This window comes from Rubritalea squalenifaciens DSM 18772, assembly GCF_900141815.1.
GTDB lineage: Bacteria > Verrucomicrobiota > Verrucomicrobiia > Verrucomicrobiales > Akkermansiaceae > Rubritalea > Rubritalea squalenifaciens.
Map to the genome: position 1 here is coordinate 89461 of NZ_FQYR01000002.1, position 14925 is coordinate 104385.

Annotated in this window: 12 protein-coding genes; 9 read left to right on the forward strand and 3 right to left on the reverse strand. The window is 53.7% G+C overall.

The annotated features are described in order from the left end of the window. The first annotated feature begins 9 nt into the window (after positions 1 to 9). From BUB27_RS00365 to BUB27_RS19150, 3 genes are all read left to right on the forward strand, one after another. Complete coding sequence (locus tag BUB27_RS00365) at positions 10 to 1509, forward strand: DUF1501 domain-containing protein (protein ID WP_143157556.1); 1500 nt, start codon at positions 10 to 12, stop codon at positions 1507 to 1509. A 330-nt stretch (positions 1510 to 1839) separates the two neighbouring features. Then, positions 1840 to 2478, forward strand: a complete 639-nt coding sequence (locus BUB27_RS00370; RefSeq protein ID WP_143157557.1) for a hypothetical protein — start codon at positions 1840 to 1842, stop codon at positions 2476 to 2478. Between the two features lie 136 nt (positions 2479 to 2614). Next, positions 2615 to 2737: a hypothetical protein gene (locus BUB27_RS19150; RefSeq protein WP_268793956.1), complete on the forward strand. Its 123-nt coding sequence runs from the start codon at positions 2615 to 2617 to the stop codon at positions 2735 to 2737. Positions 2738 to 3089: 352 nt separating this feature from the next. On the opposite strand, the gene BUB27_RS00375 is transcribed toward BUB27_RS19150, so the two are convergent. Beyond that, positions 3090 to 3584, reverse strand: a complete 495-nt coding sequence (locus tag BUB27_RS00375; protein WP_143157558.1) for a recombinase RecT — start codon at positions 3582 to 3584, stop codon at positions 3090 to 3092. A 213-nt stretch (positions 3585 to 3797) separates the two neighbouring features. On the opposite strand from BUB27_RS00375, the gene BUB27_RS00380 reads away from it, so the two are divergent. Together BUB27_RS00380 and BUB27_RS00385 are read left to right on the forward strand one after the other, a co-directional pair. Further along, positions 3798 to 4619, forward strand: coding sequence for a LexA family transcriptional regulator (locus tag BUB27_RS00380; protein WP_143157559.1), 822 nt, complete (start codon positions 3798 to 3800; stop codon positions 4617 to 4619). Positions 4620 to 4806: 187 nt separating this feature from the next. Beyond that, positions 4807 to 5574, forward strand: coding sequence for a LamG-like jellyroll fold domain-containing protein (locus BUB27_RS00385; protein WP_143157560.1), 768 nt, complete (start codon positions 4807 to 4809; stop codon positions 5572 to 5574). Between the two features lie 76 nt (positions 5575 to 5650). Here BUB27_RS00385 and BUB27_RS00390 read toward each other — a convergent pair whose 3' ends face one another. Beyond that, entirely contained in the window at positions 5651 to 5992 is a 342-nt protein-coding gene (locus BUB27_RS00390) for a hypothetical protein (protein WP_143157561.1), read from the reverse strand. A gap of 278 nt (positions 5993 to 6270) precedes the next feature. Between BUB27_RS00390 and BUB27_RS00395 the strand changes: the two genes are divergently transcribed. From BUB27_RS00395 to BUB27_RS00405, 3 genes are all read left to right on the forward strand, one after another. After that, positions 6271 to 6528 carry a hypothetical protein gene (locus tag BUB27_RS00395; RefSeq protein ID WP_143157562.1) on the forward strand — a complete coding sequence of 86 codons (258 nt, stop codon included), beginning with the start codon at positions 6271 to 6273 and terminating at the stop codon, positions 6526 to 6528. Between the two features lie 201 nt (positions 6529 to 6729). Next, entirely contained in the window at positions 6730 to 9123 is a 2394-nt protein-coding gene (locus BUB27_RS00400) for a LamG-like jellyroll fold domain-containing protein (RefSeq protein ID WP_159434704.1), read from the forward strand. A gap of 56 nt (positions 9124 to 9179) precedes the next feature. Beyond that, entirely contained in the window at positions 9180 to 9869 is a 690-nt protein-coding gene (locus BUB27_RS00405; protein ID WP_143157564.1) for a PEP-CTERM sorting domain-containing protein, read from the forward strand. Positions 9870 to 10015: 146 nt separating this feature from the next. On the opposite strand, the gene BUB27_RS00410 is transcribed toward BUB27_RS00405, so the two are convergent. Continuing rightward, positions 10016 to 11506 (reverse strand): sulfatase family protein, encoded by a 1491-nt coding sequence (locus tag BUB27_RS00410; protein ID WP_143157565.1) that lies wholly within the window; start codon positions 11504 to 11506, stop codon positions 10016 to 10018. Between the two features lie 208 nt (positions 11507 to 11714). Between BUB27_RS00410 and BUB27_RS00415 the strand changes: the two genes are divergently transcribed. After that, on the forward strand, positions 11715 to 14696 hold the full coding sequence (locus BUB27_RS00415; RefSeq protein WP_143157566.1) for a chondroitinase family polysaccharide lyase: 2982 nt from the start codon (positions 11715 to 11717) through the stop codon (positions 14694 to 14696). The last annotated feature ends 229 nt before the right edge of the window (positions 14697 to 14925 follow it).

Here is a 14925-nt window from a genome sequence, read left to right on the forward strand (position 1 = left end):
GACCAAGCCATGATTTCTAACAATCCAATCGATGACAACCGCATGCTGCAGACCCGCCGCCATTTCTTTGGCAAGATGGCTCAAGGCATCGGTGCTCTCGCACTCGGCAGCTTGCTCAAAGACGATCTCTTTGCCGGCAGCCCGGTCTTTGCCAATGGCCTGACTCAGTTCGCCCCTAAGGCCAAGCGAGTGATCTACCTCTTCCAAAGCGGCGGCCCGTCACCCCAGGACCTCTTCGACCACAAGCCGATGCTACAGAAGCTGAATGGCGAGGACATGCGCGAGCATCTCAAAATGACCCAGCGAGTCACTGGCATGACCAAAAACCAGGCCAGCTTCCCCTTCGCCGGCACGCATTACAAGTTTGAGAAACATGGCAAGAGCGGCGCAGAGATCAGTGAACTGCTTCCCCATATCGCCAGCATTTCAGACGAAATCTGCATTCTGAAAAACATGTACACGGAAGCGATCAACCACGATCCAGCCGTGACCTTCTTCCAGACAGGCGCCCAGATCGCCGGCCGCCCGAGCTTCGGCTCCTGGCTTTCCTATGGACTTGGCACCATGAACAAGGACCTGCCCAGCTTCGTAGCCATGGTTTCCCGCGGCACTGGCCGCCCGAACTGCCAGCCACTCTATGACCGTCTCTGGGGCAGCGGATTCCTCCCCACCGAACACGCCGGCGTGAAGTTCATGTCCATCGGTGACCCCGTTCTCTATCTACAGAACCCGAAAGGGATGAGTGGTCAGGCACGCCGCAAGATGCTCGACCAAGTGGCCAAGCTCAATGAGAAGAAGCTCGAGGACTTTGGCGACCCAGAGATCTATGCCCGTATCCAGCAGTACGAGCTGGCCTACCGCATGCAGACCTCTGTACCAGAGCTCACTGATTTCTCCGACGAGCCCAAGCACATTCTCGACATGTATGGCCCTGATGTCCACAAGCGCGGCTCCTACGCCTACAACTGCCTCATGGCGCGTCGACTGGCCGAACGTGGCGTGCAGTTCACCCAGCTGTTCCACATGGGCTGGGACCAGCACTTTACACTTCCCAAACAGCTTCCAGGACAGTGCAAGGATACCGACCAGGCATCTGCAGCACTTATCAAAGATCTCAAGCAGCGAGGCATGTTAGATGATACCCTCGTAGTATGGGGAGGCGAGTTCGGGCGCACCTCCTACAGTCAGGGTAAGTTGACCAAGGACACCTATGGCCGCGACCACCACCCACGCTGCTTCCCGATCTGGATGGCTGGCGGCGGCGTCAAGCCCGGCATCACCCACGGCCAGACCGACCAGTTCGGCTACAACATTGTGGACAAGGACGGCAACCCCGTTCACCCGGACAAGCACCATTACAACCCGAATGCAGTCCATGTGCACGACCTGCACGCCACCATGATGCACCTCTTGGGCATTGATCACACCAAACTCACCTACAAATACCAGGGCAGAAACTTCCGCCTAACAGACGTCCACGGCCAAGTCGTCAAAGACATCCTGAGCTAACCATCTTTTTTCTTCAGGTTTTCGTGAATACTTAGGAGTCGGGTGCGTCTAATGACGCGTTAGATAGACTCCCCAGTGTGTGTGTCAAAGTCCAGGAGCCTCCCAGTCGAGTTCCTGGACCGTGAAAATCTGGTAGCTCTGTGTGATACAAAAAGTGATTCTAGAATCCGCCATGAAGCCCTGCTTCATGGCGCTTTTTGTTCTGGCTTGAGCAAGCAAGATCAACACTGGATCCCGGCCTTTAAATCTATTCCCAAATAATCAACAAATCCTTGGAATTTAGTGAGATCCGTGCGATAAGTGATATCCACCTAAAGTGTTTGTGTCATCATGAAAGCGCTCCCCATAGCCCTGCTACTTGCGCTGCCTGCCTGTGTTTATGGACAGACAGTCCCCGCCTCTACATCTCCGCCTAAAGCAGAGATCGTGCAACTGCCCGCCTCAGAGCAATACCTGAGCGAGCATCTTCTCGACCGGTTCAATGAACCTCGACTTGATAATGGATCCCCCGATGGGAAGCCCGTGATCAGAATCACCGTTTTGCGCGGGAATCAATCACCGGTAATGATGATCTGGCATCCGGAAAGACGGGACGGCACCTCTACCTTGCACGTCAAAGTGCTCAAGGTGGACACCATTCAGGCTACCACCTCCTATACCACCATCACTCTGGATAGGCTCATTACGCTGACTCAGGCACAGACCAAGGCTCTGAAGTCCATCTACACCCTGGCCCCCCTGCAATCACTGCCCAAAGAGCCTTGGCAAAGTGAAACTCTCGATGGCTCTGCCTGGGTTTACGAAGCTGCAGCAGGAAAGCGCTCAGTCATGGTATGCCGGAGAAACCCTATCAGCCCGGACCTTTCCACCAACGAGATTCCCAAAGCGCGTCTTGTCAAAGAGCTGCAGCTCACCTCATTCGGTCTCACACTCTGGACCATGGCAAACATCGACGAGTTGCCTAAATAAAAGCTCTCCCCGTCTTCATGGAAGTCCACACTCCAGCCCCCTATATGGGGGCTTTTGTCTGGCGAGATTGTAATATCTCTCCACTCGTATCCGTATTTAAAGTTGTCTTTGATCAGTACGTCCCCCCCCCGGTATCATGAAGAACGAACAAAGCAGCACAGACCGTGCTATGTATATCTTGCTCACCTTGGGCATCATGGCAGGCCTCGTCATGCTCATCTTGATTTTCCAGAGCCTTCCCCAGCCTCAGCTCTACTGAGCACACTCTAACCATCTTCCTGATTCACCTATTGGCTGAATACTGCTGGCTTATTCACCGCCGGAGAGGCGATTCGACCCCCTGCTGCTATCTACCCTGTAACCAACTCAGCAGTCGCTAAACCCATAAAAAGGACTACCAAGCCATATTCGATAACAAGGTCCGATGCAGCAGAAGGTCTACCTCACACAAGTACGCCTGCTCAAGCGTACCAGTATTCCTGAGACCGAAACACACAGCCTCAGGCAAAACTTCACTGATCTTTGGTCGGGCAGTATCCTGTCCGACCTGCGCCAACTATGCACCTCATCCACCTGTTTGCATCCACTTTCTCATGACAAATCTGGCACAACTATTTGGCAGACCAAGTCCGGCAGCTCTGGAGCACCGCGGACGGCAATGGAAGCGCTTCCGCCAAACTCCTGAGCGCCACGACTTTAGCCAGATTCTCCCAGTCTCCATCTGGATTTCCACCATGCTTCGCATCCATATCTATCTCCACTTCATGGCGAGCAAGTATGACACACCTTGTAGCCCCACCCTTGATGTGGGCCTTCGCATACACGGCATACACCTGCCCCCTCTGTTCGCCCGGCACATAGCCATGTCTGCGTATGACACCTGGTCGATAGACAAAAGTATCACCAGCTCTAACAACATCAGCATGCACACCCTCAAGTCCCCCATGCTTTTCCAGATAGACCTTCAGTCGGTCATAAGACGTATTATCAAACAGCTCTTCTGCACCGGCTTTATATTGATCTTCATAGAACTCTTCACACTTTACCTCCGCAACATCCGCATAGCACAATGGGGCACTCGTCTTCATCACAGTCATTTTCTTCATGTTAGATAATTCGGCGTGATTGTCTGCTCTGAGATTGAAAATATCCTGCCACGTACACTGATATTTAGCTCCAAGCTTCGTACAAACACACACTGTTCAGCTCCCTGCCTTAAATCGACATAGGACACACATCACACCCCTTTTATATACATTGGATACCATTGGTCAAGGATATTAGTCGACATTGGATACTTTTTCCTTAGACTACTCACCATGAATCCAGACGAGATCAAGGCGTTCCGGAAACACAGGAAGATGAGTCAGGAGCAACTCGGACAACTCTGTGGGGTGACCAAAGCCACCGTCAGCAAGTGGGAGAAGGGACAAAGAAACCCCTCAGGCTCCGCCTTGATCCAGCTGGACCGCCTGTTCAACGATGAGATCTCTCACCTGCCACTTGGCGATCTGGAGCACAAACTACTGGATGAATGTGTGCGTTTGGGGGGCTTCGACTCCCGCGAGGACTTTCTCACGGAGTCTCTCAAGCACTTCATCCACTATGGCGGCCTGCTGGAGCCCGATACCAGAGAGGCTAGTTTACATCTGGATGAGGTCCGTCAGTGCGAGCTCCCAGACATTGCAAACAACAAAGTCACCCACCTTCATCTGGTGGATCCGCCCAGTGACGAAGAAGATGAACAGGATGAGAGCTATAGCTTGCCGCTCTTGGGAGCCGTAGCTGCCGGTAGCGCTATATCAGGAGATCCCCTGGATGAGGTTGCCGTCTCCAAAGCTTATCCTGCCGATTGCTACGCCCTCAGAGTCATGGGCGACTCTATGGATGATGGTAGCTCTGCTGCCATCCCGGATGGATCGCTGGCCATCATCAAGGCCATGCCAGAGGGGCAACCCTACGCTGCTAAGAACCACATCTACGCCTGGAACCTGGATGACGGACAGGTGCTCAAAAAATTCGTTCGCCGCAAAGTCGATGGCAAAACCCGGGGCTTTTTGGAATCCCTCAATCCAGCCTACCCTCCCGTCCCCTATACCAGTGACATGACTCCCCAGGGTGAGTTCATCTGTGTCGATTGAGTCATCCACACCACTGCAGACTCTCGATCAAACTTTGAGTCAACCCTAACAATGATCACAATGTTCATTGTTAGGGGTTTATTACTAAGTGATTTACTTAGAATTAGATTTGCCGCAATCCAGCCGACTCTTGAGGATAGGTACTCCCCCCATAACTAACTAACCTCAAACAAATCCCATAGTACACATGCTGAAAACAATTACTCTGATGTCAGCTCTGGCACTGGTTCCATGCGCCAACGCTGCCCTCATTGCACACTATACCTTCGACTCCGACGGCACAGACTCCGGCACCTCTGGTGGCGAGGCTATCCTGGGAGATTCCGGCTCAATCAACAACTCCGGCGCAGCCGTAGGCGGAGGTTATCTCGACCTCGCAGGCTCCCCTCTTACGGATACCGCTGGCGGTGACGGCGCGGTGTCCACCAACACCTTCGACTGGAGCTCCTCCGATGTTCGCACCCTGAGCTTCTGGGTGATGGCCGCCGAAGGAGATACAGGTGACACCAACGCTACCCTGATCTCTCTCGGATCAGGAGCTGGTGGAGGCACTCGTTTTGATGTTCGCCTGGATGGTGAGAACCTGAGACTGGAAGTCCAGAGTGGTGGATCCACCACCGCCTCCGACATCGTCGATGGCTCCTGGCACCATGTTGCCATCGTGGTGAACAACTCCACTTCCACTGTCAATGATGTGGACTACTACATCGACGGCAGCTTTGTAGGTTCCTTCGCAAACGCCCAGAGCATCAATACTGGTACTGGTCCACTCCGCATGGGTGACAGTTATCAGGATACCGGCCGTGACTTCAAGGGCGGCCTCGATGATGTGCGCCTTTATGACGAAGCTCTGACCTCAGGACAAATTGCTGCTCTCGCTGCCGTTCCTGAACCATCAAGCACCGCTTTGATCGGTCTAACAGGACTCGGTTTCCTGCTGCGCCGCAGACGCTAATCAACAAACACTTTCTGTGTGTTATCAAGAGTGTTAGGGCATCCTCTCGGGGATGCCCTTTTTTTACCCCCTAAACTCAAGGCACATGGGTCTCATTCTCTAACATAAATTCAAAATTTCCCTGCACTGGTACACGGCACAACCATGTATAATAGACCCTCTCCTGCTCGGTCCATAACACCCCGCGGACAAAGAATGCCTCCCCTCCTCTATCGAGGCCCTCTTTTGCAATTTCTTCCTCAAACACGACCTTCAACACCATCTCATCACTTAGATCCGCTCCATCTTCAAGCTTATCAGAGAAGCTGTGAGCGATGGGCAGCTCACCCCAAGTCTTAAGTCCACTGTTCTTGGTTCGCTCACAGGAGATCAAGATGACACTGAATAAAGCAATGACGACGTACATGAAGCTTTTCATACTGCGCAGCCTAAGCCGATGAATCAGCTTGCAAAGATTTATCTTCATCAGTTCCGGGTGCCTGCACGCCCCCTTATCCATTCACACAAAAAAAGGATGGCCGTATCATAATCTGAAAAGAGTTTCAATCTCCGAAACAGCTTAATAAGCACACTATGCAACTTTATAAGTCTTTCGTCATCAATCTGCTAAACAGGATGTTTTGTGTTGATTATTAGAGATTTCGGAGAAATATTATGCGACACAACCCAAACAAGCCTCTCCAGGCAACCCCTCCCATGATCAAAAGAATCAAGCAAAGTGTGGTTCTTCAAATCGGGATCATCGCATTACTGACCTGCTCTCTTGCCATCTGGCATATGAATTCCCGCAACAGCAAACGGGACTTCATGGAAAAGTACCGTAATCTGGAAACCGAACCAAGCGTCTCCCCCTTTCAACAAACAAAGGAAGCAACTCCTCCCGAGGAACCTAGAGACCTCACCACACTCCACAAATCTGGTAAAAAGCAGAACGCCAGAGTACTCCGCTGGTAAGCACCGACGCACTCAGCGTACATCTCCCGAATAGGCATCATCTTTCGGGGTTCCACGCTGGCTTTCATGGCCAGTTCTTCATTTTTCTTGTCAGCTTGAGCTCCGAGAAGGCATATTACTATATAGTAAAAATTTGACGAGATCCATTGCCGGGCTCTTCTTACTCTTGTCTGCCTCCCGATGCTTAAGAGACTGCTCATCTTGATACCATTAACCAGTCCGGCTCATGCTGGATTGGTCTCTTCGTTTTCATTCGATGAGGCATCAGACCCGGGCCATGACTCCGGCTCGGCAGCCCAGCATGGAACACTCACGGGAGACGCCCATATTTCAAACGACGCAGCACAGGGAAGCGGCTCTCTTGCACTGGATGGTACTGGTGATTACCTGTCACTGCCAGCCACATCCGGTCAGGCCTACACCAGCGGGCTGACTAGTGATGGTGATGGATTCACCGTCTGCCACTGGATCAGGCTGGACAGCTCGGCCAGCGGCCTGCAGAGAGTCATCTCGGCAGACATGAGTTCCGGCTTCTCGGCTACGGGTTGGGGTACCGGCATCCAGTCCACCTCCTCGCTGCGGGCAACGACCTACGGCATCAAGGATTACGACACGAGCACGAACTCGACCATCAGCGCAAACACCTGGCACCACCTCGCCTATGTTTACAAAGGCAATCCCATCAATCAGGTGGCGATGTACGTGGACGGTCAGCTCATCTCCCAAGTCAACTCGTCTGCGGCTGGACTCAATGCCAGCTCAGGACGCTTTATCATCGGAGGGCTGGCGCTCCCGTCCAATCCACAGTTCTTCCATGGAAAGATCGATGAGTTACGGATCTATGATCATGAGATGAGCACTCAGGAGATTGAGGAAGTCTACAGTCCCTCCGCTCCGCTCACCTATGAGCAATGGATCGAGAACTACGAGCTCGATCTCCAGACCGATGGAGCAGCCAATGCTGACGCCGATGCGGACGGATTGCTGAACTCTGAGGAATTCCAGCGAGGCACCAATCCTACTCTGAAAGACAGCGATCAAGACGGCCTGGAGGACGGCGAGGAAATCAGCGCGGGCACTGACCCTCTGGATGAAGATTCGGATAACGACGGATTCTCTGATGGTGAGGAAGTCAATCAACTGCAGAGCGATCCTCTGGACCCTACAGATCCCAACACGGATGCCGATGGAGACGGTTTGCCAAACACCTGGGAAACCACTCACGGACTGGACGCCACGGACAACGGATCTACCGATGCGAACAGTGGCGCAGAGGGAGATCCAGACCAAGACGGTCTGCCAAACCGCGAGGAGTATTTCCTCGGTAGCAACCCTCAAGTCAATGAGGACGGCCGTGCCTGGTTGGCTCGACCTGACAAGGTGCGGCTCATGGTCTTCTCCTGCCACCCAGACGATGAAGGCATCTTCTTCGGCGGTGTGATTCCCTACTACAGCCAGACTCTCAAAGTACCTACCCTCTGTGTGTCCGTCACCAGCGGTGACCATAATCGCGCCCCCGAAGTCAGGGAGAAAGAATTCCGCGATGCCGTCTGGGCCTACGGCAGCAGACTCCAGCCGATCTTCCCCAGGTTCAAGGACGCCCCTGTGAGCATAGACGATACCTGGGACTGGTGGGCGGATGGATCCCTGGATGGTCAGGGAGCCGACACCGGACGCCAGATCGCTGCCACCAGACTCGCATCCTACATCCGCCGCTACCGGCCAGATGTCGTGGCTGGTCACGACTTCAATGGCGAATACGGCCACAACAACCACAAGGCAGCCGCGCTAGCCACTGCAGATGCCGTACTCTATGCGGCGGATGAATCGATGGAAATCGATGGTTTGCCCGCCTGGCAGGTTAAAAAGTTCTATGTCCACCGTAGCAGTACCCGTCCCTTTTTCCACGATGGTTTCAAGCAGACCTCGATAGACACCACTGGTGATGGCACCCCGGATAGCACACCACTGCAGGTTGCCAACCTGGGACTGGACATGCACCTGAGCCAGGGAGGCGGTAGCAGCGGCTTCAACGTCGCTTCCGTCTACGCCCCTGCCGGCTCGGTCAAATCCAGCTGGGCTCCCCATGTGTGCGAGGAATGGGGCCTCTACCAGACCACCGTCGGCGATGACCCCACCGTGAGTACTTCCTTCACAGAGGGAACTGGCAGCTACACCACCAGCTGGGCACGCGGCCATTTTTTCCAGAATATCCCCTACTTCACCGACAGCGATGCCGACCAGATTGCCGACGAATGGGAAATCTACCACTTTGGCTCTCTGGAGCAGAATGCTGACAATGACGACGATGGGGACGGCTACACCTTGGTTCAGGAATTCCAGAAAGGACTCATTCCTACTCAGCAAGACCGCATTCCTCTCCAGCTAAATGGAAACAGTATCACCTTCACCGTCCCGTCTGCGGCCAACAGCGGCCTGACAACGACATCGCGCAGGTATCGCCTCCTGCAATCTAGTGACCTCATTACCTGGACTGAGATCTCCAGCGGCATCGCCACCGGCCAACCTGTGACTCTTCCAGTCACCCCTTCATCAGGAAAGGCCTTCTATCGGATTGAAACCACTGTCGATTAAAATCTTAGGATGTTGACGCTGACTACCTTCGTGTAGTAGCATGACAGTTAGTCGTTATGAAAAAATGCCCACTAGTCCTTTGCTCACTATTAGCCGCCGGAGGCGCGCAGGCTGCTATCGTCGTGCCCACCTATGTGGCCGGAAGCTCCACGCCGAATACGTTTAGCACCTCATCTCCACAACAAATGGTGAACGGTGCAGGCCTTCTCAGTCCGGTGGAAAACGGGGACAGCCTGGCCACGGCCTTATCAGCCAACCACGTCTATGACGGGGGCTTCGACACATCCTGGGTCACCAACGCTTCTGGCTCGGACTACTTTATCGCAGGAACCATACCCGTCCTAGTATTCGATCTCGGTGCAGACATCGCCATTGCTGACCTGGTTTTCTGGCAATACGAGAACAATGGAGGTGGCACTCCGGGCAACCATGCAAAGACTCTGGAAATAAGATTCAGCACGGAAGCAAACGGCTTAAGTTTCGGAGGTGCCAGTGATCTGGACATCAACATGCAGAGCGTCCCTGACCTAGGCGGCACAAATTCAGCCCAAGACTTCTCCGCAGGAGGTGTGACGGCTCGCTATATCCAAGTCACCGTGACAGACAATTACGCTGGCGACTTCGCTGGTGGTGGCGACCGAGTCGGTCTCGGCGAGTTCCGAGTCAACGAAGTTCCAGAACCATCCAGCAGCACCTTGTTAGGTCTCGGAGTCTTCGGCCTACTACTCAGGCGCAAACGCGACTAGCCATTTAGGAACATCATTCCATCTGCCAGCTCCGCCCTCTCGCGGAGCTTTTTCATTTCCATCAAAAAACGGAACCCAGCTGCAGCCAAGTTCCGTCCTTGTTACACGTGTGATGATTCTAACGTGCCTCTATGCTGAAAGAGGGACTACTCGTAGCTCCACTTGAGCCTCCATGGATCCCTGGTCTCACGCTGGACCTTTTTGAGCTTCTCCTTGTACTCTTCGAGCACCTTGGCGAAGGCCGGATCAGAGGCCAGGTTGTTGGCTTCCGCTGGATCTTTCTGGATGTCAAACAGCTCGAACTCCGGGCGGTTGATGTAGGAGTCCACGGTACGGTTGCCGTATTTGGCATCCTTGCCCTGCTGGTACTGGGCCTGCCAGCTGGAAGCAATCCAGAGGTCCGAGGCAAAGGGGTAAGGTAGACCGTGGGCGATGTTCCAGATGAGCTTGTACTTGCGGTCGCGATATACACGCATCGGATAGTACATCTGGATCTCGTGGAAAGTGTGAGATGCCATGATGTGATCCCACCCATCGGACTCCTCTGTACCAAGCAGCCCATACCAGGAGCGGCCCTGGTACTTTTTGGCAGGATGCCCCTGGTTTTCAAATTTCTCAGTCGGCTTGTACTTCAAAAGTGTCTTCGGTGCCTGCTTCGCCACGTCATAGCCACCAGCCATATCGAGGATAGTCGGGGTAATGTCCACATGGGAGATCAGCGCGTTGTTCACCACGCCTTTGTTCTTCTGCTTTGGATCACGGACGACGAATGGCACACGCAGGCCTGCCTCGTAGACGGTAGTCTTCGCCCCAGGGAAGGCCATGCCGTGGTCAGCGGAGAAAATGATAATGGTGTTATCCCACTTACCGTGCTTCTTGAGAATTTCAATGAGACGGCCTAAGCCTTGGTCCACTCGAGAGCATGACTGATAGTACTGGGCGATTTCCTCTCGACACTCCGGTGTATCGGGCAAGAACTCAGGAACAACGACCTCATTTGGGTCATAGAAGACTTCATTCACCCCCTTGTGATGTTTTTTATCAGCCAAGTTTCCGAACAGGTTAGCCTTAAGCGTGAGCGGGGATGTCTTGTCCACTCCCCCACTGCGGTGCGGATCATGTGTTGCAAAGTACAGAAAGAATGGCTTGTCGCTCTCTTCACTGATGAATGACTCGCAGCCGTTTGCCATTCCCACTGCCTTGTGGAATGAGCTACGGAGGTAGTTTTCAAAATGGTAAACCGACTCTGGTGCTACGTGGTACTTGCCAATAGTAGCTGTACGGTAGCCATGGTGTGCCAGCTGAAGCGGCAGGCTCAACGCCGCCATGGTCTTGTAGGTAGTGAAGTGATGGTAATCGTGGGTGTGACCAAACTGACCATTGGCATGATTCTGTATACCTGTGAGGATCACCGAACGACTCGCTGAACAGCTGGCGGTTGTCGCAAAGGCTTCGGTAAAAGTGGTACCCTCAGCTGCAAGGGCATCCAGATTTGGTGTTTTGATGACTTTATTTCCGTAGCATCCGGCTATCGGTGATTGGTCATCGGTGATAAAAAGAATGATATTCGGCTTCTCCGCGGCCTGCGTCAGGCACGCCGCAAAAAGGCTCAGTAGATAGAGAACAGTAAATTTCATTGGGCTGTAGATAGAAGGTTCGGTGTTTGCGTTGCCCACCCCTGAGGTGAACTTGATCTTAATTATATGTACCTTTGGGCTCAATTCTTGCAAAATATGCCAAAGTCTTACTGGTCCTCTTTTAGGCTCAGATCGATCTAGCCGGGAAATGACGCAAGAATAACATGTCATCATTGAAAGTCTGGCCCCCTCTACCTGTATTACAAGAATGTTTCACTCCGCTCTAAAAATCCTACCATTTCTGATCCCGCTGAGCCTCAGTGCTCAAAGCTTGGATGAGCCCGTCTCCTTTGAGAAGGACCAGATCCCCCCCAACTACTTTACCAAGGGAGGGTCGCTCTCACTGACCAAGGATCATATCCAGGACGGCAGCCAAGCGCTACGCTGGGACTTTACAGAGGGAGCCACGTTGACACTCAACACCGGAGCTCTGGGAAACATCAATGTCTACACAGGCTACGGAAACTACTCACGCTCCGCACTCACACTCCCCGTCTATTTGCCCGAGACCGGCCAAGGCAAGCTGCTGGTAGAGATCCGCGCCGGAGAGGAGACAGCAGGGCTCATTGAGGTCCCATTCTCTCATACTGGCTGGCAAAAGCTCGTCTACCACTACAGCTGGCACTCCAAGATCGAATGGACCAAACCCAAGCTGCGCGACAAGCTGGACAACATCCGCATCACTGCCAAGGACGTGGAAAAGCCAGGCTATGCGATCTTTGACAAGATCATCTACAACAAGCCGCTGGACTTCAGGGCGGGCCGCAACGCGATCACCGAGATCTGGCTACCAGAGAAGCACGACTTCTCCGGCGCAGCCCAACCTAGCGCCGAGGATCTGCTCAAGCTCGACCAGCTTTCCAAGGAGCTCCTTCCGAGCCCCAACCCAAAAGTCAGCAGGCAGCAATGGGAGCAGATCATCGCGCGCTACCAGAAAACGATCCAGGACAAGAAGTGGCAAATGGGCAACCCCATCGACCAGGGACTGGCCAACTACTTTGGCTTCCTCAACAGCATTGCCAATGACTGGTGCCGCTGTGCCGACCCGGAAATGAAAGCCAAGCTGGCAAAGACCTTCCACACCACGCACGACTGGCTGCAGGAGCAAGGCTTGGTCGTCAATGGTGCCTGCGGCAAGGCCAACAACTACGTGGGCCGCCTCTATGTGGATGCCGCCACCAAAATGAGAGATGCCCTCAAGGAACATGGCAATGTAGACATCACCCTCAACTACCTCAAGTGGGCCTACCACTACGACGATCAGGTCTTCGGTGAGAATCACCACGAGTCGATGGACTACTTCCATAACGAGGCCCTACGCCTCCTGCGCATCGCCAACATGCATGCCGACCCCGTGGAGCGCTACCACCACGTAGAGACCTTCCGAGATGTGCTGGGCAAGCAACTCCAGACATCCATCAAGCCGGACGGCTCCATCTTCCACCATGGTTTCCATTACTTCGCTTATGGCAGCATGGGCATGAACTCAGTCTCCGGCACGCTCGCACTCATGAGCCAAGCCGGTTTTGCCGTGGCGGAAGAAGGGCTGGATATGGCCAAACTTGCCGTCATGAAAATGCGCTGGTACTCAGGCCGCACGACACTTTGGTCGCTCTCCGGCAGAAACCCAGCCGGCACCCAGAAGGTTCCCGTAGGCGCCTTCTTGAACCTCGCCAAAGCCTATGCCCCCTACCGGGAGGGCAAATGGGATAGCGAGCTGACAGCGGCCTATCTTCGCTTCCAACCGGATCAGGCAGAAAAGCCCGAATTCCAAGGCTACCAAGCGGAAACCTCACCCAATGGCTTTGACACTATGCCCTATGCAGCTCTCGGCATGCACCGCCGCCAGGACTGGCTGGCCGGTGTCAAAGGCTACTCCAAGTATGCAGCCTCTGGGGAAAGCTACGCCAATGCCAACCGCCACGGCTACTACCTCTCCATGGGCCAGCTTGAGCTACTCACGCACCCTGCAAAGCTACCCACCGTCCTAGGCTCCGGCACCAGACCCAACGAAGGCTATGACTGGTGCGCCATTGAAGGAGCCACGACCTTTCATTCGCCGCTCGACAAGATCGCCAACGGCAATGGCACCCGCATGCCCCGCAGCCAGGAAACATTCGTTGGCGGCCTCTCTCACGACCAGCGCAATGGAGTCTTCGTACTCACGCAAAACAGCGCCGCCTCAGACCTCGTCATGCGTGACCGGGCTAAAGACTCTCCCAAACCAGAACCCTTCAAAGCCCTCAAGTCCTGGTTCTTCTTTGACAATCGAATCATCTGCTTGGGATCTAACATTTCCACAAAACATGTTAGCTACCCGGCACGCACCAACCTCTTCCAAAAATTTCTAACGGATGAGTTTAACACGACCATCGTGAACGGAGAAAATTTCAGCTTGGCCGACTCTGTCATTGCCAAAGATTATACAGGGGAGATCACCGCCCTAACAGACCCCTACGGAAACAGCTACATCACTTCCAAACAGGACCAGGTCCATCTGCGCATCGGCGAGCAGAGCTCACGTGATGGTTCAGACAAGAAGGACACCAAAGGAAACTACGCCACCGCCTGGATCGAGCATGGCATCGACCCACAGGATGCAGGCTATCAATACGCGGTATTAGTCCAACCGGAGGAAGGTGAGACCGAGGCCTTCGCCAAGTCACTTCCCTACCGGGTCCTCAAAAAGGACGCGGAGGCTCATATTGTCTTGGATAAGACCAGCAAGAGCATCGGCCACGTGATCTTCAATGCCAATGCTGATCTCACGCAGATCAAGACGCCACTGATATCCACCTCCATCCCGGCTCTGGTCATGACGGAGAACACGGAGAAAGAACTCATCGTCAGCTTCACCAACCCGGATGCTCGCACGGACGCTAGCGAGCCTCTTCCAACGACTATTACCCTCAAAGGCGAACACCTCTGCGATCAACTGCCAGAAGGAGTCAGCACCGAACTGAAGGATGGCAACACCTTGATCACCGCTTCTTTCCTCCACTCGGAGCCTGTCACGATTCATTTCACCAAGCCACTTCCTTTGGTCGAGGCGACAGAGATAGAAGAGAGCCATACAACCAGCACGGTTAACTACTTCATCATCCCCGGTGAATACGTGGCCATGGTGGGAGGTGGCATCGCCCTCCTCCTGATTGGCATCATGGCTGTGGGCAAACGCAGCAAACGCTAGCCATTTAGACCATTCATTCCCCCTTCATCATGGCGAGCTCTCTGATCTATCTCAGCAGAGCTCGTTTTTTGTATCCATGAATCAGCCTCATTGACACATCTTGACGCCCTAAAAAGCACTGCGGAATGAAATCGATTAATGTCTCCTGTACCTCCATTTTCATAACTCCCGCAATCACACAAATAGTTTCAAAAAATCCCGTCACCAGCTGCCGCTGGCACACTACATG